Source organism: Corallococcus sp. AS-1-6 (assembly GCF_020037015.1).
In the GTDB taxonomy this organism is placed as follows: Bacteria; Myxococcota; Myxococcia; order Myxococcales; family Myxococcaceae; genus Corallococcus.
Map to the genome: position 1 here is coordinate 223,769 of NZ_JAIQDE010000007.1, position 20,289 is coordinate 244,057.

General features: G+C 71.0%; 21 protein-coding genes. 15 read left to right on the top strand and 6 right to left on the bottom strand.

The genetic code is table 11. The features are described 5' to 3' along the window. Positions 1–5 precede the first annotated feature (5 nt). The 4 genes from K8612_RS12515 to K8612_RS12530 all read right to left on the bottom strand — a co-directional run bounded on the left by K8612_RS12515 (position 6) and on the right by K8612_RS12530 (position 4,162). Positions 6–821: a hypothetical protein gene (locus K8612_RS12515; RefSeq protein WP_223762420.1), complete on the bottom strand. Its 816-nt coding sequence runs from the start codon at positions 819–821 to the stop codon at positions 6–8. Positions 822–838: 17 nt separating this feature from the next. After that, complete coding sequence (locus K8612_RS12520; RefSeq protein WP_223762421.1) at positions 839–1,669, bottom strand: hypothetical protein; 831 nt, start codon at positions 1,667–1,669, stop codon at positions 839–841. 60 nt (positions 1,670–1,729) lie between these two features. Then, the gene (locus tag K8612_RS12525; protein ID WP_223762422.1) at positions 1,730–3,370 is read right to left on the bottom strand and encodes a serine/threonine-protein kinase; all 1,641 of its coding nucleotides are present in this window, start codon (positions 3,368–3,370) and stop codon (positions 1,730–1,732) included. 162 nt (positions 3,371–3,532) lie between these two features. Next, positions 3,533–4,162, bottom strand: coding sequence for a DUF4142 domain-containing protein (locus K8612_RS12530; protein ID WP_223762423.1), 630 nt, complete (start codon positions 4,160–4,162; stop codon positions 3,533–3,535). A 325-nt stretch (positions 4,163–4,487) separates the two neighbouring features. Between K8612_RS12530 and K8612_RS12535 the strand changes: the two genes are divergently transcribed. From K8612_RS12535 to K8612_RS12590, 12 genes are read left to right on the top strand one after another with little or no spacing between them, the layout of a single operon-like run. Continuing rightward, entirely contained in the window at positions 4,488–5,537 is a 1,050-nt protein-coding gene (locus K8612_RS12535) for a hypothetical protein (RefSeq protein WP_223762424.1), read from the top strand. Further along, positions 5,534–6,082, top strand: a complete 549-nt coding sequence (locus K8612_RS12540; protein ID WP_223762425.1) for a hypothetical protein — start codon at positions 5,534–5,536, stop codon at positions 6,080–6,082. Before K8612_RS12535 ends, K8612_RS12540 begins: the two co-directional genes overlap by 4 nt. Before the next feature lie 3 nt (positions 6,083–6,085). Beyond that, entirely contained in the window at positions 6,086–8,182 is a 2,097-nt protein-coding gene (locus K8612_RS12545; protein ID WP_223762426.1) for an OmpA family protein, read from the top strand. Positions 8,183–8,191: 9 nt separating this feature from the next. Then, positions 8,192–8,695 carry a hypothetical protein gene (locus K8612_RS12550; protein WP_206793351.1) on the top strand — a complete coding sequence of 168 codons (504 nt, stop codon included), beginning with the start codon at positions 8,192–8,194 and terminating at the stop codon, positions 8,693–8,695. A 22-nt stretch (positions 8,696–8,717) separates the two neighbouring features. Continuing rightward, positions 8,718–9,290, top strand: coding sequence for a hypothetical protein (locus K8612_RS12555; protein WP_128797756.1), 573 nt, complete (start codon positions 8,718–8,720; stop codon positions 9,288–9,290). Positions 9,291–9,308: 18 nt separating this feature from the next. Next, positions 9,309–9,899, top strand: a complete 591-nt coding sequence (locus K8612_RS12560; RefSeq protein WP_206793355.1) for a hypothetical protein — start codon at positions 9,309–9,311, stop codon at positions 9,897–9,899. A gap of 18 nt (positions 9,900–9,917) precedes the next feature. Next, the gene (locus tag K8612_RS12565; protein ID WP_223762427.1) at positions 9,918–10,856 is read left to right on the top strand and encodes a hypothetical protein; all 939 of its coding nucleotides are present in this window, start codon (positions 9,918–9,920) and stop codon (positions 10,854–10,856) included. After that, on the top strand, positions 10,849–11,514 hold the full coding sequence (locus K8612_RS12570) for a hypothetical protein (protein ID WP_206793359.1): 666 nt from the start codon (positions 10,849–10,851) through the stop codon (positions 11,512–11,514). Before K8612_RS12565 ends, K8612_RS12570 begins: the two co-directional genes overlap by 8 nt. After that, positions 11,511–12,242 (top strand): PASTA domain-containing protein, encoded by a 732-nt coding sequence (locus K8612_RS12575; RefSeq protein WP_223762428.1) that lies wholly within the window; start codon positions 11,511–11,513, stop codon positions 12,240–12,242. Before K8612_RS12570 ends, K8612_RS12575 begins: the two co-directional genes overlap by 4 nt. Positions 12,243–12,245: 3 nt before the next feature. Further along, positions 12,246–12,914 (top strand): PASTA domain-containing protein, encoded by a 669-nt coding sequence (locus K8612_RS12580; protein ID WP_223762429.1) that lies wholly within the window; start codon positions 12,246–12,248, stop codon positions 12,912–12,914. Positions 12,915–12,951: 37 nt separating this feature from the next. Next, positions 12,952–13,368: a hypothetical protein gene (locus K8612_RS12585; RefSeq protein ID WP_223762430.1), complete on the top strand. Its 417-nt coding sequence runs from the start codon at positions 12,952–12,954 to the stop codon at positions 13,366–13,368. 51 nt (positions 13,369–13,419) lie between these two features. Then, the gene (locus K8612_RS12590; protein ID WP_223762431.1) at positions 13,420–15,981 is read left to right on the top strand and encodes an RNA helicase; all 2,562 of its coding nucleotides are present in this window, start codon (positions 13,420–13,422) and stop codon (positions 15,979–15,981) included. Between the two features lie 6 nt (positions 15,982–15,987). Here the strand turns inward: K8612_RS12590 and K8612_RS12595 are convergent, their stop codons facing one another. Continuing rightward, entirely contained in the window at positions 15,988–16,281 is a 294-nt protein-coding gene (locus K8612_RS12595) for a LysR family transcriptional regulator (RefSeq protein WP_223762432.1), read from the bottom strand. Between the two features lie 101 nt (positions 16,282–16,382). Between K8612_RS12595 and map the strand changes: the two genes are divergently transcribed. Together map and K8612_RS12605 are read left to right on the top strand one after the other, a co-directional pair. After that, on the top strand, positions 16,383–17,174 hold the full coding sequence (map, locus tag K8612_RS12600) for a type I methionyl aminopeptidase (protein ID WP_223762433.1): 792 nt from the start codon (positions 16,383–16,385) through the stop codon (positions 17,172–17,174). Positions 17,175–17,294: 120 nt separating this feature from the next. Next, the gene (locus K8612_RS12605; protein ID WP_223762508.1) at positions 17,295–18,209 is read left to right on the top strand and encodes a YeiH family protein; all 915 of its coding nucleotides are present in this window, start codon (positions 17,295–17,297) and stop codon (positions 18,207–18,209) included. Positions 18,210–18,218: 9 nt separating this feature from the next. Here K8612_RS12605 and K8612_RS12610 read toward each other — a convergent pair whose 3' ends face one another. Continuing rightward, the gene (locus tag K8612_RS12610; protein WP_223762434.1) at positions 18,219–19,133 is read right to left on the bottom strand and encodes a LysR family transcriptional regulator; all 915 of its coding nucleotides are present in this window, start codon (positions 19,131–19,133) and stop codon (positions 18,219–18,221) included. Positions 19,134–19,266: 133 nt separating this feature from the next. On the opposite strand from K8612_RS12610, the gene mltG reads away from it, so the two are divergent. Then, complete coding sequence (gene mltG / locus K8612_RS12615; RefSeq protein ID WP_223762435.1) at positions 19,267–20,283, top strand: endolytic transglycosylase MltG; 1,017 nt, start codon at positions 19,267–19,269, stop codon at positions 20,281–20,283. Positions 20,284–20,289: the final 6 nt, after the last annotated feature.

The window sequence follows — 20,289 nt, forward strand, 5'->3', positions numbered from 1 at the left end:
GGGCACTACACGTCGTCGCAGGGCGTGCCCAGCCGCGCGCCCGTGTAGACGCCCAGCTCGTTGTAGATGAAGGGCAGGTTCTCACCCACCGGCACCGCGCGCAGCTTCTGGCGCTTGCTCTTCACCACCCAGAACGATGGCTCCTCGCGGTCCACCACGAGGCGCAGGTCGCCGCCCTGCGTGGAGAAGATCTCCCCCTGCGAGTCGGTGACGACGTTGAGCATCTTCTGCTGCTTCACCTGGCCGCGCTGGCCCGTGAAGATGCGGAAGCTCTTGTTGTCCGCGCCGATGCCGCGCTCCACCAGGTAGTAGACGCCCTTGTCGTCGCGCAGCAGGGCGTACGGCTGGAACTTCACCGGGTTGGGCTGGTAGGCCGCCTTGCGCAGCAGCTCCCGGGCCTGGTCCGCGGGCACCGGCTGCTGCGGCAGGGTCTTCTCCCCGCAGCTCAGCGTGCACGTCTTCTGGTCCTCGCTGAGCTTCAGGTACGACACGACCCGGTAGTCCATGCCGCGGAAGTTGTCGTTGGCCTTGGGGTTGAAGAAGCGGGGCTCGAAGAAGCCGCCCTCCGTGGCGTTGGGGTAGCCCACGGGCGCCACCTGCGTGAACGTCTTGCCGTCCCCGTAGTACAGCTCGCCGTCGTGCTCGGGCGTCTGGGGCAGGAGGACCGTGTAGTGGCCCTTGCCGTCCGCGCAGACCTTCGCGGACTCCAGCACCATGCGCTCGCGCAGCTTCTGCTCCTTGCCCCAGGGGGGATCCATCGCGAGCGCGGCTTGCGGGGCCAGGACGAGCCCCAGGGCGATGACCATGCGTCGAAAAGTCATGTCAGTGGGCTTTCGTTCTAGAGGGTGTCGGTGAAGAAGGAGGTGGTCGCGTCCGGCTGGACCGTCTCACCGGAGGTCACGGTCCAGATGACCTTCTGGGCCTCCAGCTTCAGCGCGGCCTTCGCGTCCATGCGGCACTCCACCGTCTGGAGCTTCTGCTGGATGGTGCGCTTCGCCTCGTCGGAGCGCTCGCACAGCTTCTGGAGCGACTCCAGCGGGCCCGCGCAGTAGCTGCCGAAGGACATCTCGTTGATCTGCTCGTCCGTGATGGAGTCCCAGGCCACGGTGGACGTCAGCTTGGAGCCGCACGCCTTGTTCGTCGCCTCCAGGGCCTCCGCCAACTGCGTCTCCGCCTGGCTCGCCCAGAACTTGCGGTCGAACGCGAGCAGGGCCTGGTACTTCTTGTCGCCCTCCAGGTCCTGGTAGCGCTCGAAGACCTTCTCCACCTTCAGCGCGCCCGTCTTGCCCGTGTCCGGCTTCAGGTGCGTGTAGCCCGTGTGGTTCACGCCGCTGAACACGAGGTCCTCGTAGCCGCCCCGGTCATGCACGGAGACGAAGCGCTGCTTGCGGCCGCGCCACAGCGTCCAGTACTCCATGGCGCGGCTGTCCCGGCCCACGGAGGCGACCAGCACCTGGCCGTCCAGCTCGCTCTTCGTGCCGTCGAAGGCGACCAGCGCCTTCTTCGCGTCACCGGGCTCCAGCGCGATGAGGGTGATCTTCTCGCCGGCCTCGTTGGAATACACCTTGCCGGTGGCGGGCTTCGTCCCCGCCACCTCGCTGTCGGGCCGCACACCCCGGGTACACCCCAGGGACAGCGCCACGACCCCCACTGCCAGTAGCACTCTCACGACGACTCCTTGGATTGCGGGCGCGCCCCCGCTCTGGAGCTTCCGCGCGCCCGGACGACCCTACAGGTCGATATCGTACTGCGAACAGTATTGTCGGACCCTTGGACGTTCCGTTGCCGGGACGCGGGTCCATTGCGCCCGCGCGTTCGCCAGGTCGTGCTGCTGGCAGTACACGCGCGTGAGCAGCGAGAACGACAGGCCGGTGATCTTCGTGCGCTGGCTGCGCCGGATGTGACGCAGCGCTTCCGACGTGTTGGACGCGTCCAGCGCCTTCTGCGCCGCCGCCAGGTCCTCGCGCACGCTGTCCGGCATGGACTCCGGGGTGCCGCGCGGCTTCGGCCTGGCCGTCACCGTGGACGGCTCCGCGGTGGGCTGCCGGGGCTCCTCCGGCTCCGTCGGCTGTGGCTGCTGGGGCTCCGGGTCCACGGGCGGCTTCGGATCCACCGGCTGCGCCACGACCACTGCGGGCGGCGGGGTGACGGGCGCCGCGGGCTGGGCTTGCGGCTGGACCGGCGGATCCGCCACGACGGCGGCGGGCGGCGCCACACCCGGGCGCTTCCAGAAGAAGGCGACGGCGAACGCGATGATGACCGCCAGCCCCACGGCCACGGCCACCGGCCACTTCGGACGGGCGTGGGCCAGCGGCTGCGCGGGCAGGGACGCTGTCTCGGGCCCGGAAGGGGCGTGCGGGCGCATGCCCACCGTGGGGATGTGCTCCTCGCGGTCCGGCAGACGCGGGGAGGACGGCGGGGCCGTGGGAGGGGTGGGGCGCGAGCGCTGCTCCGGCTTTGCCTCCGCGAGCGTCTGGAGCGGGCTGCCCGTCAGCTCCAGGATGAACGCGCCGACGTCCGGGTAGCGGTCCTCCGGCTTCTTCGCCATGGCGCGGGAGATGGCCGCCACCACGTGCGGCGGCGTCTGGGGCGCCAGCGTCAGGAGCGGCGGGGGCTCCAGGTGGACGATCTGGTAGATGAGCTCCGCGACGTTCTCGCCGGAGTAGGGCGGCCGGCCCGCGAGCATCTCGTAGACGATGCAGCCGAACGCGAAGAGGTCCGTGCGCGCGTCCACGTTGCTGTTGTGGCCCATGGCCTGCTCCGGGGCCATGTACTGCGGCGTGCCCATCAGCACGGAGTCCAGCGTCTGCACCGTGCGCGAGTCCACGAGCTTGGAGATGCCGAAGTCGAGCAGCTTCACGCGCTCGCCCACGACGCCGCCCGCCTCCGTGGGCACGAGGAACACGTTGCCCGGCTTCAGGTCGCGGTGCACCACGCCCGCGCGGTGCGCCGCCTGCAACGCCGCGCCCATCTGCCGCGTGATGGAGAAGACCTCCTCCAGCGGCAACTGCTTCTGCTTGCGCAGCCGGCGCGACAGGCCCTCGCCGCGCAGGTACTCCATCACCATGAAGGGCGTGCCGTCCTCCAGGGTGTCGAAGTCCAGCACCTCCACGATGTTCGGGTGCCCCAGCCGCGAGGCGATCTCCGCCTCACGCCGGAAGCGCACCGCCACCTCTTCCGACAGCGCCTCCGCGCCGTGCAGCACCTTGATGGCGACCTGCTTGCCCGGCAGGCGCAGGTGGCGCGCGAGGAACACCGCGCCCATCCCACCCTTGCCCAGCACGGTGCCAATCTCATACGTGGAGCGCAGGATCCGTCCCGTCGTCAACGGCTCGCTCTGCGCGGAGGTCGGTTCGGTTGGCTTTTGCATCGGCGGTCCAAATTCCTACTAAACCGGGCCGACACGATTGGAAAGCACCTGGGTCGAATCCTCCCCCACGGGTCGTCTGCGCAGGCTCGGGCTCTCAGGTTCTGAGAGCCCGAGCTGTATTTTTATCCAGAGACCGAAAAAGCGCTCCGGACGGTGCGCGGGCTACGGCGTGGTGGGCGGCAGCACGATGTTCGACTGGATGTCGCTCGCGGAGTTGATGTGCATCTGCACGGCCTGCCGCTCGGCGGTCGCCTCCTGCGCCAGGGCGGTGTTCTTGATCTGCGGCGACAGCAGGCTGTCCGCGAGGAAGGCGACGCGCGCGTGCGCGTTGAGCTGCGCGCTGATCAGCGCCAGGTCGAGCCCGGTGCCGACGGGCGGAGCCTCCGGACTGGAGAGGATCCGCATCATCTCCTGGACCTCCGCCTGCAACTGGAGGCTCAGCGCGCTGTCCTCGGGCGTGATGCCCTGGGCCGCGATGAGCGCGTCCAGGCGCTGCTTCACCGCGGTGTGCTCCGTCACCATCTGGTTGTTGAAGTCGCGCACGGCCTGCTCGGTGGCGAGCGGCGCGGCGTACTGGCCCAGCATCACCTCGCCCTCGTTGGCCACCTGCAGGATGCGGGCGATCTGCGCGTCGTTGAGCGTCAGCACCACGCCCGCGTCGGTGCCCGAGTCCGGGGCCTGCTGCTGTGGCGCGTCCTGCGGCGTCGGCTCCTTCACTTCGCTCCCACACCCGTAGCCCAGCGCCAGCGCCCCCGCCAGCAGCGTCCCCATCCAGATCTTCGCTGTCCGCATGTCCAAACCCCCGTGAATGTCGCGGGGGCAGGATGGGGAGGCCCTCCAGCCATGGCCATGCGCGCTTCAGCCGTTGCCACTGTGCCCGTGAGCACGGACCGGGCAGGCAGGCCGTCAGGCGCGACCCGCCGGCCAGACCCACCAGGATGTTTCACGGGCATGTTTCAGCCCGCGTCATGACGGAGGAGGTTGGATCCAGAGCGGCGAGCAGGCAGTTCTCAGACATTGGAAAATGCGTCGCACGTCGCGCAACGTTGACAGTGAAACACCGGATGGTGTCTCGTGTTTCCAGATGGACGGTTCACGGCGCGTCACTGTTCTCTCCTTGCACCGGGGTTCCGCGAGCATCGTCCGCGCCCTGGTGCCCCACTTCGATCTGCCGCCGGCGGAGCTCGCCGCGAGGCTGTTCCGCGCCCCCGCGGTGCTGGCGTCGGGCCTTCCGGAGGACCTCGCCCGGGGCCTGTCGGAGGTGCTGGGCAACGCGGGCCTGCGCGTGGTCGTGGAGCCGGATGACGCGCCCCTTCCTCCTCCCGCCGGGCAGACCTACGACGTGGCGCTGTACGTGCGTGACGGCGGGCGCTTCCGCGAGGTCTGCGCGGAGCTGGCGGCCGTCCTGGGCTGTCCCCTGGCGGACGCCGCCTCGGCGCTCTGCGCCACGCCGCCCACGGTGGTCGGCTCCGTGTCCCAGGCCACGGTGGACGCGCTCCGGGAGCGCTTCGCCGCGCTGGGCGCGGAGGTGGACGCCAGCCATCCGCCCACCGCCCACTATGACGTCTTCGCCACGGAAACGGTCAGCCTCGCGATGGTCCGCTCGGTGCTGGAGGCGCAGGGCGTGACTCCGGGCGAGCCGCCGCTGGTGGCCCGGGACCTCTCGCACGAGCAGGCGGAGCGCGTGTGGCGGGAGCTGGGAGCGCGGGGTGGGGTGCGGTTGTTGGATCACGCCTTCCAGCGCTTCGACGTCAGCCTCCTGGAGGCCCCCGCCGACGCCGGCTTCCCGGAGCTGCTGGTGCGGGAGACGGGCATGCCCCCGGCGCTGGTGCCGAAGGTGCTCAAGCGGCTGCCGGTGGTGCTGCACACGGGGCTGTCGCGCGCGGACGTGGTGGCGCGCACCGCGCCCCTGGAGGCCGCGGGCGCGAAGCTGGCCGTGCAGCTCATCAACTTCCGCAGCTTCCGCCTGACGGTGGAGGACTCGAAGGACCCCGCCGTGGCCGCGGAGCTGCTGTCTTCGGGGCTGGGGCTGCAAGCCAACGAGGCGCGCACCGCGCTCTCCCGGCTGCCGCATACCTTCCAGGCCACGGTGGGGGACACGCGCGCGCGCTGGCTCGTCGCGGAGCTGCGCGCGCGGGGCACGCGGACGTCGCTGGTGTCCCAGTGAGCGAGCTCGCGCTGCACTTCCGCGTGGCGGAGCAGGGCAAGGTGTTCGCGCTGGCTGGCCGGCATGACGAGGCGCTGCGCCACTACCGGGAGGCGCTGCGGCTGGCCGCGCTCCAGGGCGGCTCCGACGTCTGCCAGCGCCACTATGCGTGGTGCGTGCTCGAGTCGCTGGAGCGCTCGGGGGCCCACGAGGCCGTCATCTCCTTCTGCCTGCGCGTGGAGGCCCACTACCAGCAGCAGCCTCCCACGAGCGACCTGGCCCGTCAGGACCTGGCCGCGCACCACGAGCGGCACGGCCTGGCGCTGGCGAAGCTGGGGCGCCTGGCCGAGGCGCGCACGCGGCTGGAGTCCGCGGTGGCGCTGGCCGGCGCCGGGCGGCTCCCGCTGTCGGAGCGGGTGCTGGGCTGGGCGCGCACCGGACTGCACGTGGACGCGCGCCGCATCACGCTGGAGCAGGACCGTCACGCCTACTGGGTCGTCCGTCCCGACACCGTTCGTCCCGACATCGCCGTCGCACTTCCTCCCGTCGCCGCACCCTTGGGGTAGACCATGCCGAAAGCAGGGAAGATCCTCGCGGATCTCAACATCTCCGACTTCATCCGGGACATGGGGCTCGCCATCGCCGAGGCCCAGACCAAGCTGGACACCAACAGCGTGGATCAGACGCTGCGCATGGGGCAGACCGTCCTGCCGGGCATGACGCAGAACCTGCTGGCCCTGGGGTTGCGGCCGGCCTTCTACCACTTCCAGTACGCCGACCTGGAGGTGAACCTCAACGTCTACTACTCGACCACCATCGACGTGGGCGCCAACTTCAACTACGACAACGAGAACGAGTCGAGTGAGTACAGCCTCGAGACGTCCTCCGCCAGCGGCAGCGCCACCCTCACGGTGCAGGACGGCGAGGGCATTCCCCCCTACGCCTGTCTGGCGTTGGTGGCCAACGCGCCGGGCCACCTCACGGTGGGCACCACCAGCTACGCGCTGGACGGCGGCGTGGGCCCCAACAGCAGCGGCCTGCCCGTCACGCGCCAGGACACGCTGTGGGAGACGGCGCAGGAGCTGCTCGTGGCCCTGCGCAACAACTCCGTCTGGACCAACCAGGCCGCGGGGGACCTGCAGGGCGTCTTCATGGACTGGGAGATGCAGTCGGGCGTCACCGCCAGCACCAACCGCCCGGACCTCTACGCCATCAACCGCTCGGTCATCACCGTGCGGACCTCGCCGCAGGCGGCGCCCGGCGACAACCTGGTCATCGCGCGGCTGGGCAGCGTGACGCCCGCGCCCGCGCTGCTGCTGCCGGCCACCAACGGCACGCGCTACACCAGCACCGCGGCGACGGTGGGCGCGGCGCTGGCGGACATCGGGCAGCAGGTGGACCCGGCCGCCTTCGTCGTCGTCTCCGGCGCTGACTGCAACCGGGCCATCTACTTCGACACCGACGTCCACGACGTGCCCACCACCACCTACGGCACGGACCGCGAGCCCTCCGCCATCCTCGACGCGGTGGCGGCGCTGCTGGCGGAGCACCCGTCCGCCTCGCTGGACCTGGAGGGTTGGGCGGATCAGCGCACGCCGCCGGCCCCCGGCTACAACCAGCGCCTGTCGCAGCGGCGCGCGGACTTCGTCCTGCGGGCGCTGACGTCGCGGGGCGTGGCGGCCAGCAGGCTCAAGGCCCGGGGCATGGGCGCGACGGTCAGCTTCAGCAGCTCCGACCTGGCGGCCAACCGGCGCGTCGTCTTCCAGTTCTCCGGCGTGCCCGCGTCGCTGGTGGCCCGCACCGGTGCGGCCACGGCCGCCTTCGACCCCACGGGGACGGACCGGGAGGCCCGCATCGTGCCGCGCACGCGCGCCGCCGCGAACGCGCCCACCACGGCCGTCGTCACCTTCCGCGGCACGGACTTCACCCAGGGCACCGCGTCCCAGGGCACCACCTTCGCGGTGGGCGCCACCGCGGAGTCCACCGCCGCCAACCTGGCCCGCGCCATCCGCGACGCCAACGCCAACACCGCCTTCGGCGCCTTCGCGCGCGGGGACCGCGTCTACCTGTACGGCACCGGTGACCACGCCCTGTTCACCCTGTTCGCGCGCACGCCCACCGCGCCGGCCCTGTCCGCGGCGGGCTCCATCCGCGTGGCCCGCCGCTTCGGTGACGGCCGCCCGCCGGCCTCGCCCCAGCCGCGCGACACCGTCGTCATCGACAACGTGCAGTTGGTGGCCGTGGAGGCAGGCGTCGCCCCGCAGCCGGGGCAGTTCACGCTGGGGGTGACGGCCGCGGACACGGCGCGCAACCTGGCCGCCGCCATCACGGCGGGCTCCAGCTCCGGCGTGCTGGCCGCGGGCCTCCAGGCCCAGTCCGCGGGCAACATCGTCACCGTCTCCGGCCCCTCCGGCACCATGCTGGGCACCAGCAACCCCGCCGCCTTCCTGCTGTCGGCCAACCGCATCGCCGGCAAGCCGTCCGCGGACCGCGAGGAGAGCTCCGAGCGCGAGCTGCGCGCCCTCAACGTGGATGCGCACGCTTCGGTGAAGTACGAGATGAGCGTGTCCGGCAGCTCGACCATCAAGGCCCGCCTGGTGGCGGTGCCCGCGCCGCCCCAGTTCCTCCAGGCCATCGGCGACTACCTCGAACGCTGGTACCCGTAAGGAGTCCCCATGCCCGGAAACAACACCACGCAGGGCCAGCGCGCGATGATGACGGTGCTGGACGCGCCGCTGCCCGAGCTCATCGAGCGGCTCGGGCGCGCGGTGGCGGACGCGCAGCACGCGCTGGACGTCAACTCGCTGGACATCGCCAAGCGCATGTCCGAGCGCACCGTGGACCTGGGCGACGGGCAGTTGTGGAGCCTGCTCGCGCTCGGCTTCACGCCCACGTTCTACGCCTTCGCCGAGGCCACGCTCGAGGCGAAGCTCACCTTCACCATCCGCGAGTCCACGGAGTTCTCCGTGGGCGGCGGCGCGACGGGCGGCATGGCCGGCATCTTCTCCGTGACGGTCAACGCCGAGTACAGCCGCAAGTACGGCTTCGAGGTGCAGGGCGCCAGCTCCATCGCCGCGCGGCTGGTGTCGCTGCCTCCGCCCGCGCGCCTGCACCAGTTGCTCAACGAGATCGCCGCCCAGCCGCCGCTCCCCGCGGCCTCCACCAATACCTCCGCCTGAAGCGCGCAAGGACCCAGACACCATGCCCAACGTCGGTCAGGAACTGCTGAACGTCCCCATGGGGGACATGATTCGTGAGATGGCGACCGCCATCGCGGAGGCGCAGCTCGAGCTGGACAAGAGCGGGATGCTCGTCGCGGAGATGATGAGCGGCGAGGCGCTGCTGCGGGACGCCGACGGGAACATCCAGCTCGACGGCTCCGGCAAGCCCATCCGGGTGGACACCAAGGTGTCCTTCGCGGGCACGCCCTCGTCCATGATGGAGCTGGGCTTCGCGCCCAATTTCTACCAGTTCGTGGACACCATCATCGAGGTGAAGATCGCCATCAAGATGACGGAGAGCACGGAGAGCAAGGTGGCGACGCAGAGCACCTCGCGGACGGCCGGCGGGCTGCGCCTCTTCAAGCGCGGCGGCGCGCCCCAGGCCGTGGTGACGACCGTGGACGCCAGCTACACGCGCAAGTACGACTACAGCGTGGAGGGCTCCAGCCTGCTGCGCACCAAGCTGGTGCCGGTGCCTCCGCCGGCCCTCTTCGAGGAGCGGGTGCGCGCGCTCATCGCGTCCAGGGCCGGCACCACGCCCACCACGAAGTAGCCCGGGAGAGCGCGCACCATGCCTACCAACTCCATTGGTCAGGATCTGCTCAACGTCCCCTTCGGGGAGATGGTCCGCAACCTGGGCAACGCCATCGCGGATGCCCAGTACGCCCTGGACAGCTCCTCGCTGAAGATCGCCCAGCTCATGGCGGGCTACCGCATCGACGACAGCGGCAACGCCGTGCGGGACGGGGCCGGCTTCGTGAAGCTGGGCACCACCGAGTACCCGCTGCTCCTGCTCGGCTTCACGCCCACGTTCTACCAGTTCGTGGAGACCATCATCGAAGTGAAGATGGAGATCTCCATGCACGAGTCCACCGATGACTCGACCCAGACGCGCGACCGCAAGGTGGACCGCGACAAGGGCATCCTCACCACGCTGGTGAAGGGCCACAAGAGCCACGTCACCACCGTCACGGCCAAGCACTCGCAGAAGTACAGCTATTCCGCCGAGGGCTCGAGCCTCATCCGCACCAAGCTGGTGCCCATTCCCCCTCCGGCGGCGCTCCAGCAGATCTGCGCGGAGATCGCCAAGGGCCTCAAGGGCACCGCGGAGGGCGAGGCCGTCAGCGGGAAGATCGACACCGCCGTGGGCAACGTCACCTGACGCAGAGGGGCGCCGCGCATGTCACACGTCCGTTGGGAAGACCTGCTGGAGGAGGACGCCGCCGGGGCCTCCGACGCCGCTGGCGCGGCCGCTCCTGCTCCGGGAGCGGACACGCCCGTGCCGTCGCTGGAGCAGGTGGCCGCCAGCGACCCGGAGCTGGCGGCGCTGCTGAAGGAGCGCCGGCAGCTCGAAGACACGATGAAGGCGCTGAGCGGCGTGCAGGAGGCGCCCGTGGACGAGCGGCTGGCGAAGCAGTTCCCCGTCGTCCAGCACACGCCGGAGTCGCGCATCGCGGAGCGCAAGCAGCACGAGCGGGACACCGCGCGGCGGCTGCTGGAGCAGAAGCTGTACGCCCGGCGCCGGACGGAGGCGGAGGAGGCCGAGCGGGTGGAGGAGCTGCGCCGCGAGCGCCTGCAGGCGGGGAAGGCGGCCCGGCGTCAGGCGCAGAAGCAGCAGACGCTGCGCCAGCAGTGGGCGCGCAAGGCGCGTGAGCGCGCGAAGCTGGCCACGCGGCTGGCGGAGCGCGCCCTGGAGTCCCCGGGCCGGGGCCGCATGAAGCTGGGGGAGCTGGGGTCCGCGACCCGGCGGCTGGCGGACGCGGCGGAGGAGGCGCGCTCGGTGGCGCGCAGGCCCCTCGCGCTGGAGAAGGGCCAGACGCTGCCCTCGCTCGGGCAGGTGGGACGGGCCCTGGGGGGGCGCGGCGGGCTCACGATAGGGAAGGTGGAGAAGGGGGTGGCGGTGGCGCGCGAGCTTCGGGGGATGGATCCCCGCTCGCTGGACACCGAGGCCCTGATGATGCGCGGACTGGCGATGGCCGGCATGGACATGGAGTCCATGGAGCAGCAGATGGACATGGAGATGGAGCGCGCCGGCATGGGCATGGACGACATGGACGCGCGCGACACGGCACGTGACGCGCGGCGGGAACGCGGGCGCCAGGGAGCGCGGGATGAGTGACACGACACAGCAGGCGCAGGAGTTGTTCGGCACGCTGGACGAGTACCTGCTCGAGCTGGCCGACGGCCTGGCGAAGGCCCAGCAGGAGCTGGGAGGCATCTCCGCGGCGGGCGCGCCCGGCCGGCAGTTCACCTACTACGTGCCGAAGCTGGAGTTCGAGCTGCGGATGGACCTGCGGGTGGAGACGTCCACCACCACCACCGGACCGGTGGCCAACGGGAAGATATTGAAGATGCGGCCCGTGCGGCTGGCGGACGTGGCCTCTTCGCAGACGAAGACGGAGATCGTCAGCGTGATCCGCGGCAGCTTCGTCGCGGTGCCGGCCAACGAGGGCCTGCCTCCGGTGGTGCTCGACGCCCGCTGCGTCATCGGCGACGGGGGCGTGCCGGGCGTGGTGGTGCGCGTGCGCAACGCCGCGGGCGAGGCCCTGCCGGGCGTGGAGGTGGAGTTCAACCTGGACCGCAGGACGACGCAGTCGCTGTCCGGCGTGGCGCCGCTGGCGGGCACGGACGTGGTGCTCGCGGTGGTGAGGACGGACGCGGCGGGGGAGGCGCGGACGACGCTGCGCGTGGCGGCCGGCGAGCAGGCCCGCATCCTGGCGCTCACGGTGGACGCCGCGTCGCGGACGCTGGCGCTGTCCTGTGAGGTGGCTCGATGAAGGTCCGGGCCGTGTTCCACAAGGCCACGGGAGTCCCCGTGGCGGGAATGAAGGTGGCGTGGTGGGTCCCCGCGAAGACGGGCACCTTCGAGCTGCGCGACACCGGGGTGACGAACGAGGCGGGCGTGCTGGAGATGGAGGTCAGCAGCGCCACCTTCGGCTCCCACCTCCGGCTGGGCTCCGCCGGGGTGGCCACCTTCCCGGTGAAGATGAGCAGCACCCTCATCGACTACGGGACGATGGTCGTCCTGGAGCCCGCGAGGGAGGACGTGCGCGCCGTGTCCTCCGCCGCGGTGGAGCCCACCCAGGAGCCCGCCCTGGAGCAGGGCACGTCCCTGGTGCTGTCCGACAAGCTGAAGTCGGCGGGCCAGCAGATCGAAGCGGTGCGCGCGTCGCTGACGACGGTGCGGTTGAGCACCGTCCGCGTGCGGTGGATGGAGACGACGCCCGAGGGCGTGACGGAGGCGGAGGCCCAGTTCGTGGAGCAGTCGCCCGCCGCGCCCGAGACGGGCGACGCGCCGGCCCGCGAGGTGCCGGACTTCCGGGGGCTGACGGCCTCGGCGGCCCGGCGGCGCGCGGCGGAGGCGGGGCTGCGGGTGGACCCGATGCCGCTCTTCGTCAAGGAGCCCGGGCAGTGGGGCCGCGTGCTGCGGCAGGTGCCGGAGCCGGGCAAGCCGCTCGCTTCGGGCCCCGTGCAGTTGATCATTGGCCAGGCGATGGAGGGCTGAACCATGGCGGATTCGAATGACGTCCCGCAGTTGGAGGCGCTGAGCGCGCCGCTGGGCGCGTTGATCTCCTCGGTGGGCCGCGGCGTGGCGGAGGCGCAGCGGGAGCTGGACGCGGCGACCATCGAGCGGATCCGCGAGCTCTACGCCTCGGACGAGGACCTGGCGGTGGAGCTGCAGCGCATCGGCTACCGGCCGACCTGGTACCACATCCCCGAGGCCGAGGTGGAGATCGCCGTGGCGCTGTCCATCACCTCGGAGGAGCGGACGCAGGGGCGCACGCGCCTGAAGATGTACGGCGCGCCCCTGGACGCCAGCTACACCAACCGCTTCGCCTACAGCCTGACGGCGCAGTCGCGGCTGAAGTTCCGCGTGGTGCCGGTGCCGCCCTCGCCCCAGGCGGAGGCGCTGGTGGTGGTGCCGGCGGTGGTGGGGAAGACGGTGGGGGACGCGCGGGCGCTGCTGTCCGCCATCGGCGTGCCCCACCGGTTCCCCAGCGGCGCGGCGGACGCCGCCCTGGTCCTCTCGGCCTCGGCCGAGCCGGGGACGCTGCTGCCGCGCGGCACCGAGCTGGTGCTCACCGTGCAGACGACCGGCGGAGGGAAGCTCCCGCCCACCGGAGTCCTCACCCGCTCGCCCGTCCTGGAGACCGTGGCCGCCGAGCCCTTGAAGTGAACGGACGGTCCGTGCCGCGATGGAGGCCCCTGGCGCGATGAGTGACGCCATCGACCTGGAGGCCCTGCTGATGGACCTGCGTGAGTCGCTCGCGCGGGTCCAGGCGCGGCTCGGCGCCGGCCCCATCGTGCTGGGGCCGGTGGAGCTGGAGCTGCACGGCGCGGTCACCGCGGACGGGACGGGGATGCACTTCACCCCCGGAGGCCCCGGCGAGGTGCGGGCCGTGTTCGTCCAGCAGGGCCCCGAGGCGGCACCGCCTTCCGCGCCGGAGCTGCTGGGCCTGACGCGGAGCGCCGCCGTGCGCAAGGCCCGCCTGGCCGGAGCCTCGCTGGAGGTGACGGACGTGCCCTGCCTGTCGCCGGAGCAGGCGGGGCGGGTGTGCTGGCAGCGCCCCGCGGCCGGAGCGCCCCTGACGGAGGGTCACATCGCGGTGGGACTGTACGTTACCGGCTGAGCCGCGCGATTTTTCACGGAGCCCCGGCGCCAACCCCTAGAGTCGGGCCCGATGAGTGCCTCCGCCGACACCCGCGCCCCGCTCGCCGCCCTGCTGCCCAAGCCCGGCGAGCCCCCACTCGACGCCGACGAGATCCTCAACCGCTTCGTGAGCTACGTGGCCACGAACGGCTTGAGCCTGTACTCCGCCCAGGAGGAGGCCATCCTGGAGCTCCTGAGCGACAAGCACCTGTTCCTCAAGACGCCCACGGGCTCCGGCAAGTCGCTGGTGGCCATGGCGCTCCACTTCAAGGCCATGGCCGAGGGCAAGGTGTCGTTCTACACGTGCCCCATCAAGGCGCTGGTGAACGAGAAGTTCTTCGCGCTCTCCAAGGCCTTCGGCCCGGAGAACGTGGGCATGCTGACGGGCGACGCGTCCATCAACCGCGAGGCGCCCATCCTCTGCTGCACGGCGGAGATCCTGTCGAACCTCGCGCTGCGTGACGCGTCCGCGCGCGTGGACGCGGTGGTGATGGACGAGTTCCACTACTACTCCGACAAGGAGCGCGGGGTGGCCTGGCAGATCCCGCTGCTGGCGCTGCCCAAGACGCAGTTCCTGCTGATGTCCGCCACGCTGGGCGACACGCACGTCATCGAGCAGAGCCTGGAGAAGCTCACCGGCCGAGAGGTGGCCACGGTGCGCAGCTCCGAGCGCCCCGTGCCGCTGGACTTCGACTACCGCGAGGTGCCGCTGCACGAGACCATCCAGGACCTCATCGCGCGCGGGAAGTACCCCGTCTACCTGGTGAACTTCACGCAGCGGGCCGCGGCCGAGCAGGCGCAGAACCTGATGTCCGTGGACTTCAACACCAAGGAAGAGAAGGAGGAGATCCGCCAGGCGCTGCTGGACGCCCCCTTCGATACGCCCTACGGCAAGGACTTCCAGCGCTTCCTGCGCCACGGCATCGGCATGCACCACGCGGGCCTGCTGCCCAAGTACCGCCTGCTGGTGGAGAAGCTGGCGCAGCAGGGCCTGCTCAAGGTCATCAGCGGCACGGACACGCTGGGCGTGGGCGTGAACATCCCCATCCGCACGGTGCTCTTCACGCAGTTGTTCAAGTTCAACGGCGAGAAGCTGGCGACCTTGAGCGTGCGCGACTTCAAGCAGATCGCCGGCCGTGCGGGCCGCAAGGGCTTCGACACCGAGGGCAGCGTGGTGGCGCAGGCCCCGGAGTACATGATTGAGAACATCCGCCAGGCGGCGAAGGAGGCCGCGGGCAAGAAGAAGTCCCCCAAGGCGAAGCCGCCGCAGAAGGGCTTCGTGCAGTACGACAAGAGCACCTTCGAGCGGCTCCAGAACGGCCTGCCGGAGCCGCTGGAGTCGCGCTTCGACGTGACCCACGGCCTGCTGCTCAACCTGCTCCAGAGCGACAAGACGGAGGGCAGCGGCGGCTACCGGCGGCTGGTGCAGTTGGTGATGCGCTCGCACAGCTCCGACTACACGAAGAAGAAGATCCTGAAGGACGCGGCGATGTACTTCCGCACGCTGCGCGAAGCGGGCATCGTCAAGGTGGTGCAGTGGGAGAAGCACTCGGCGACGGTGGAGGTGGCGGAGGACCTGCAGCGCGACTTCAGCCTCAACCACACGCTGTCCCTGTACCTGCACGAGACGCTGGAGCTGTTGGACCCCACGCTGGACACGTACGCGCTGGACGTCGTCACGCTGGTGGAGTCCATCCTGGAGAACCCGGAGGTGGTGCTGTACGCGCAGTTGCACCAGTTGAAGGGGGAGAAGATCCAGGAGATGAAGGCGCGGGGCGTGGAGTACGACGACCGCATGGAGGAGCTGGAGAAGCTGGAGTGGCCCAAGCCCAACCGTGAGTTCATCTACGGCACCTTCAACGCCTTCGCGAAGAAGCACCCGTGGGTGGGCGAGGAGAACATCCGGCCCAAGTCCATCGTCCGGGACATGTTCGAGCGCTTCATGTCCTTCCACGACTACGTGCGCGAGTACGGCCTCCAGCGCAGCGAGGGCGTGCTGCTGCGCTACGTGGGGGACGTCTACAAGTCGCTGGTGCAGACGGTGCCGGAGAAGTTCCGCAACGAGGACCTGGACGACATCATCGACCACCTGCGCGCGACGCTGCGTCAGGTGGACTCCAGCCTCCTGGACGAGTGGGAGCGGATGCGCAACCCGGAGGCCCCCATCGAAGTGAAGCCGGTGGTGGACCTCAAGCCCAAGGAGCTCACGGAGGACCCCAAGGCCTTCGCCGCGCGCGTGCGCGAGGAGCTGCACCGGCTGCTGCGCGCGCTGGGCCAGCGCCGCTACCTGGACGCGCTGGGCATGCTGGACAACGCGCTGGGCGAGTGGACCGCGCCGAAGCTCGAGCAGGCCATGGCGCCGTACTTCGAGGAGCACAAGCTGGTGGTGCTCACGCCCCAGGCGCGCAAGCCGGCGAACACGCAGCTCAAGGAGTCCGGTACGCGCCAGTGGGAGGCCCAGCAGCGCATCATGGACCCCGAGGGCCATGGGGACTGGGTCATCGACTGTGAGATTGACCTGCGCGGCCGGCGCATGGACGACGGCCCCATCCTGATGCTGCGCCGCATTGGCGGCATGGCCGCCTGGTCGTAGGGCGTATCAGGCGGGCGGCGGCTTGGTGATTCCGGAGCCTTGGGCCGCCTCGCGCACGGTGCGGGCGGCGACCTCCACCTCCGCGAGGATGCGGCGCGCGTGCTGGAGCAGGGCCTCGCCGGTGGGCAGCAGGCGCATGCCCTTGGGGACGCGCTCGAAGAGGGGCGTGCCCAGCTCATCCTCCAGGGCGAGGATGTGACGGCTGAGCGGCGGCTGGGTGAGGTGCAGCCGGCGCGCGGCCCGGCCCACGTGGCCCTCTTCCGCCACCGCGACGAAGGACTGGAGGTGCGTGATGCTCACGCGCGGGAGGCTAGCGCGAGTCGTGCGCGCCGTGCACGCGGGCCGCGTGATGCCAGAACAGCATTGGACGTTCCGGACGGGCGGGTGCCACCTTGCCCGGCATGGGCATCCCTCTCTTCAAGGGCAGTGAAGTGGAACGGCTGCGGCTGGCGGGCCGCGCGGCGGCGGGCACACTGGAGCACGTGGCCTCCCGGCTCCAGCCGGGCGTGACGACGGCGGACATCGACACCTGGGTTCGCGAGGACACGGCCCGGCGCGGAGGCACCCCGAGCCAACTGGGCTACAAGGGCTATCCGGCCACGGTGTGCACCAGCCGCAACCACGTGGTGTGCCATGGCGTCCCGCGCGCGGATGAGGTGCTGAAGCCCGGCGACATCGTCAACGTGGACGTGACGACGCACCTGGACGGCTTCCACGGCGACACGTCCGCCACGTTCATGATTGGCGAGGTCTCCGCGGACGCGAAGCACGTCGTGGACGTGGCGCGGCGCTGCCGGGACGTGGGCGTGTCCGTGGTGCGGCACGGCGCGCGGCTGGGGGACATTGGCGCGGCGGTGATGGCGCTGGCGAAGGCGGAGGGGTGCAGCGTGGTGGAGGAGTTCGGGGGCCACGGCATCGGCAGGCAGATGCATGGGGAGCCGCACGTGCCGCACGTGGCCAGGGCGGGCACGGGCATCACGCTGAAGTCGGGGATGGTCATCACCATCGAGCCGATGATCAACCTGGGGCGGCCGGACATCCGGATGATGCCGGACGGGTGGACCGTCGTGACCGCGGACGGCAGCCTGTCCGCGCAGTTCGAGCACACCGTGCTCGTCACCCGCGACGGCTGCGAGATCCTCACCCCCAGCGAGCTGTCCCTGCACATCCCCGTGAGCCATCCGAAAAGCTGATGGCTCATCGCTTCTGACATCTGGTGTCCGCAGGCAGCCAGGCGCATCTCCTGGCGAATGGAAACGCCTCCACCGCTCCCTGTTGTCCGTCCCCGGGCCTGGACGGCAGGGCATGTCGTGATGCCGCTCGGCGCGGCGCTCTGCCTGCTGCCTTCCGTCTCCACCGGAGTGGCGCTGCTCGCGGGGCTGTGCGTGGCCCTGACCGTGGGGAATCCGTTCGCGGGGAAGACGCGAGCCCTGACGCCCCGGCTGTTGTCCCTGGCGGTGGTGGGGCTGGGCGCGGGCATGGACCTGCGCACGGTGCTCGCCGCGGGGCGTGAGGGGCTGGGCTACACGGTGGTGGGCATCGCGCTGTGTTTGACGCTGGGCGTGGGGCTCGCCCGGCTGCTGGGCGTGCCTCGCGTGACGGGGCTGCTCATCAGCGTGGGCACGGCCATCTGCGGTGGGAGCGCCATCGCGGCGGTGGTGCCGGTGCTGCGGCCCCAGGAGCATGAGACGTCGGTGGCCCTGGGGACGGTGTTCCTGCTCAATGCCGTGGCGCTGTTCGTCTTCCCCGTCGTGGGGCACGCGGTGGGGCTGACGCCGCACCAGTTCGGACTGTGGTGCGCGATGGCCATCCACGACACCAGCTCCGTGGTGGGCGCGGCGTTGCGCTACGGCCCGGAGGCGCTGGCGGTGGCCACGCCCGTGAAGCTGGCGCGGGCCCTGTGGATCCTCCCGCTGACGGTGGGCCTGGCCGCGTGGCGGCGGCGCGAGGGCCACACGGTGACGGGCCGGGTGCGCCGGCCGTGGTTCATCGCCGGGTTCCTCGGCGCGGCGGCGATCGTGACGGTGTTCCCGTCGCTCGCACCGGTGGGGCAGGGCGTGGCGGCCGTCGCCCGGCAGGTGCTCGTGGTGACGCTGTTCCTGCTGGGAGCGGGGCTGACGCGCGAGACGTTGAAGGCCGTGGGCCTCCGTCCGCTCGCGCAGGCGGTGGTGCTGTGGCTGATCGTGGCGGGCCTGTGCCTGGGCGCGCTGCTCCTGGGCTGGGCGTGAGCCTCCGGCTCAGGGCAGCAGCACGGGGGGCGTGGCGCGGGCATGGCGCAGGAAGCGGCCCGCGGCTCCGGATGGCTCGGCCACGGGCAGGGCCCAGGAGAAGGCTCGCGGGATTCGCAGCCCCGGGACGGGCAGCACCTGGAAGCGGCCCTGGGACAGCTCGCCGTCGATGCTCCAGCGGGACAACAGCGCCACGCCCAGGCCCAGGGACACGGCCCGCTTGATCGCCTCGGTGCTGCCCAACTGGAGGTCGCCGCGTCGCGGCCCCTTGCGCACGCCCGCCTTGCGCAGGGCCCTATCCAACACGGCGCGCGTGCCGGAGCCCTGCTCCCGCCACAAGAGCGGCACCTCCCGCAGCGCCTCCATGGTGCGGATCCGCGACCACTCGGCCGGCCCCTGGGACGAGACGACCGGCACCAGCTCGTCATCCAGGTAGCGCTCCAGCCGGATGCCGGGCGCCCTCGCGTGGCCCTCCACCAGCCCGAGCGGTACCCGGCCCTCCGACAGCCACGTCAGCACGTCGCGCGTATTGCCTACTTCCAGACGGACCTGGAGCTCGCGGTGCGTCCGCAGGAAGGACGCCAGCAGGCCCGGCACGATGGCGTTGGCCACGGTGGTGCTCGCCGCCAGCGCCAGCTCTCCCGTGAGCGTCTCCCCCGCCGCGATGGCGAGCGCCGCCTCGTCCAGCAGGCCGTGGATGCGCTGGGCATAGTCGAAGAGCACGCGCCCCGCCGCGTTCAGCCGCACCCCGCGTGCCGTGCGCACGAGGAGCGGTTGGCCGCAGTCCGCCTCCAGTTGCCGGACCTGCGCGGTGACCGCGGGCTGCGACAGGTGGAGCAGGCGCGAGGCGGCGGAGATCTGCCCGGTCGAGGCGACGACGCGGAAGGTTTCGAGCCTGCGGGGGTCGACGAACAAGGCCGTCATCCTAGACGAGACGCGAAAGAGGGGGCGCCCGCATCGCTGGGTGTTGAGAAGGGGGCGCTTGCGTCCGCCTGCCCGGCCGGGCAGGCGGTGGTTCTCGTTGGAAGCGTCAGGGCCTTTGATAGGTTGCCGCCCCATGAAGAAGATTTTGGTCGCGCTCCTCGTGCTCATCGTCCTGGCGGTCGCGGGTGCAGGCGGCGTGTTCATGCACTTCCAGAACGCCACCACCGCGCCGCACGCGGCGGCGGATCCGGCGCCCAGGGAGTTCGTGGTGAAGAAGGGCGCGTCCGCGCGCTCGCTGGGCCAGCAGCTCCAGGCCCAGGGCTTCCTGGACGACCCCAACGTCTGGCGCTTCCACCTGTGGCGCCGGGGCAGCCTCAACGTGAAGGCCGGCCGCTTCATGCTCAGCCCCACCGCCTCCGTGGCGGAGCTCGCCAACGCCCTGGAAGGCCAGCCGCTGCCGGAGGACGTGCCCTTCGCGATGATCGAAGGCTGGCGCCTGCGCGACACCGACCAGGTGCTCGCCGCCCAGGGGCTCATCAAGCCCGGGGAGTACATCGCCGCGGCCAGCCAGCCGGGCCGCTTCGCCGCGCCGTTCCCGCTGCCCACGCGCAGCCTGGAGGGCTACCTCTACCCGGAGACGTACGGAATCATCGCGGCCAACTTCAAGGTGGAGTCCTTCATCCAGCGGCAGATCGACACCTTCCGCGCGCGCTTCTACGACGAGCACAAGGAGGAGATCGCCAAGAGCGGCCGGTCGCTGCACGACATCGTCGTGATGGCTTCCATGCTGGAGCGCGAGGAGCCCGTGCCCTCCCAGCGCGCGCTCGTCGCGGGCATCCTCTGGAAGCGCGTGGACAAGGGCTTCCCGCTGGGCGTGGACGCCACCAGCCGCTACGAGCTGGCGGAGTGGAACGACCGCAAGGCGTTCCTCAAGCGGCTGCGGGACAACTCGGATCCGTGGAACTCGCGCACCCGCGCGGGCCTGCCGCCGGGCCCCATTGGCGCGCCCACGGTGGACTCGCTGCTCGCCGCGCTGCGGCCGGTGAAGAGCGACTACTGGTACTACCTGCACGACGCGCAGAAGGTCCTGCACCCGTCGCGCAACGCGCAGGAGCACGAGGCGCTCCGCGCCAAGTACAACGTGTACTGAGGCGCC

Coding starts and splice junctions, on each gene's coding strand:
- K8612_RS12515 (WP_223762420.1), bottom strand. CDS start 821: ATGACTTTTCGACGCATGGTCATCGCCCTGGGGCTCGTCCTGGCCCCG.
- K8612_RS12525 (WP_223762422.1), bottom strand. CDS start 3,370: ATGCAAAAGCCAACCGAACCGACCTCCGCGCAGAGCGAGCCGTTGACG.
- K8612_RS12530 (WP_223762423.1), bottom strand. CDS start 4,162: ATGCGGACAGCGAAGATCTGGATGGGGACGCTGCTGGCGGGGGCGCTG.
- K8612_RS12545 (WP_223762426.1), top strand. CDS start 6,086: ATGCCGAAAGCAGGGAAGATCCTCGCGGATCTCAACATCTCCGACTTC.
- K8612_RS12550 (WP_206793351.1), top strand. CDS start 8,192: ATGCCCGGAAACAACACCACGCAGGGCCAGCGCGCGATGATGACGGTG.
- K8612_RS12555 (WP_128797756.1), top strand. CDS start 8,718: ATGCCCAACGTCGGTCAGGAACTGCTGAACGTCCCCATGGGGGACATG.
- K8612_RS12560 (WP_206793355.1), top strand. CDS start 9,309: ATGCCTACCAACTCCATTGGTCAGGATCTGCTCAACGTCCCCTTCGGG.
- K8612_RS12565 (WP_223762427.1), top strand. CDS start 9,918: ATGTCACACGTCCGTTGGGAAGACCTGCTGGAGGAGGACGCCGCCGGG.
- K8612_RS12570 (WP_206793359.1), top strand. CDS start 10,849: ATGAGTGACACGACACAGCAGGCGCAGGAGTTGTTCGGCACGCTGGAC.
- K8612_RS12575 (WP_223762428.1), top strand. CDS start 11,511: ATGAAGGTCCGGGCCGTGTTCCACAAGGCCACGGGAGTCCCCGTGGCG.
- K8612_RS12580 (WP_223762429.1), top strand. CDS start 12,246: ATGGCGGATTCGAATGACGTCCCGCAGTTGGAGGCGCTGAGCGCGCCG.
- K8612_RS12585 (WP_223762430.1), top strand. CDS start 12,952: ATGAGTGACGCCATCGACCTGGAGGCCCTGCTGATGGACCTGCGTGAG.
- K8612_RS12590 (WP_223762431.1), top strand. CDS start 13,420: ATGAGTGCCTCCGCCGACACCCGCGCCCCGCTCGCCGCCCTGCTGCCC.
- map (WP_223762433.1), top strand. CDS start 16,383: ATGGGCATCCCTCTCTTCAAGGGCAGTGAAGTGGAACGGCTGCGGCTG.
- K8612_RS12605 (WP_223762508.1), top strand. CDS start 17,295: ATGCCGCTCGGCGCGGCGCTCTGCCTGCTGCCTTCCGTCTCCACCGGA.
- K8612_RS12610 (WP_223762434.1), bottom strand. CDS start 19,133: ATGACGGCCTTGTTCGTCGACCCCCGCAGGCTCGAAACCTTCCGCGTC.
- mltG (WP_223762435.1), top strand. CDS start 19,267: ATGAAGAAGATTTTGGTCGCGCTCCTCGTGCTCATCGTCCTGGCGGTC.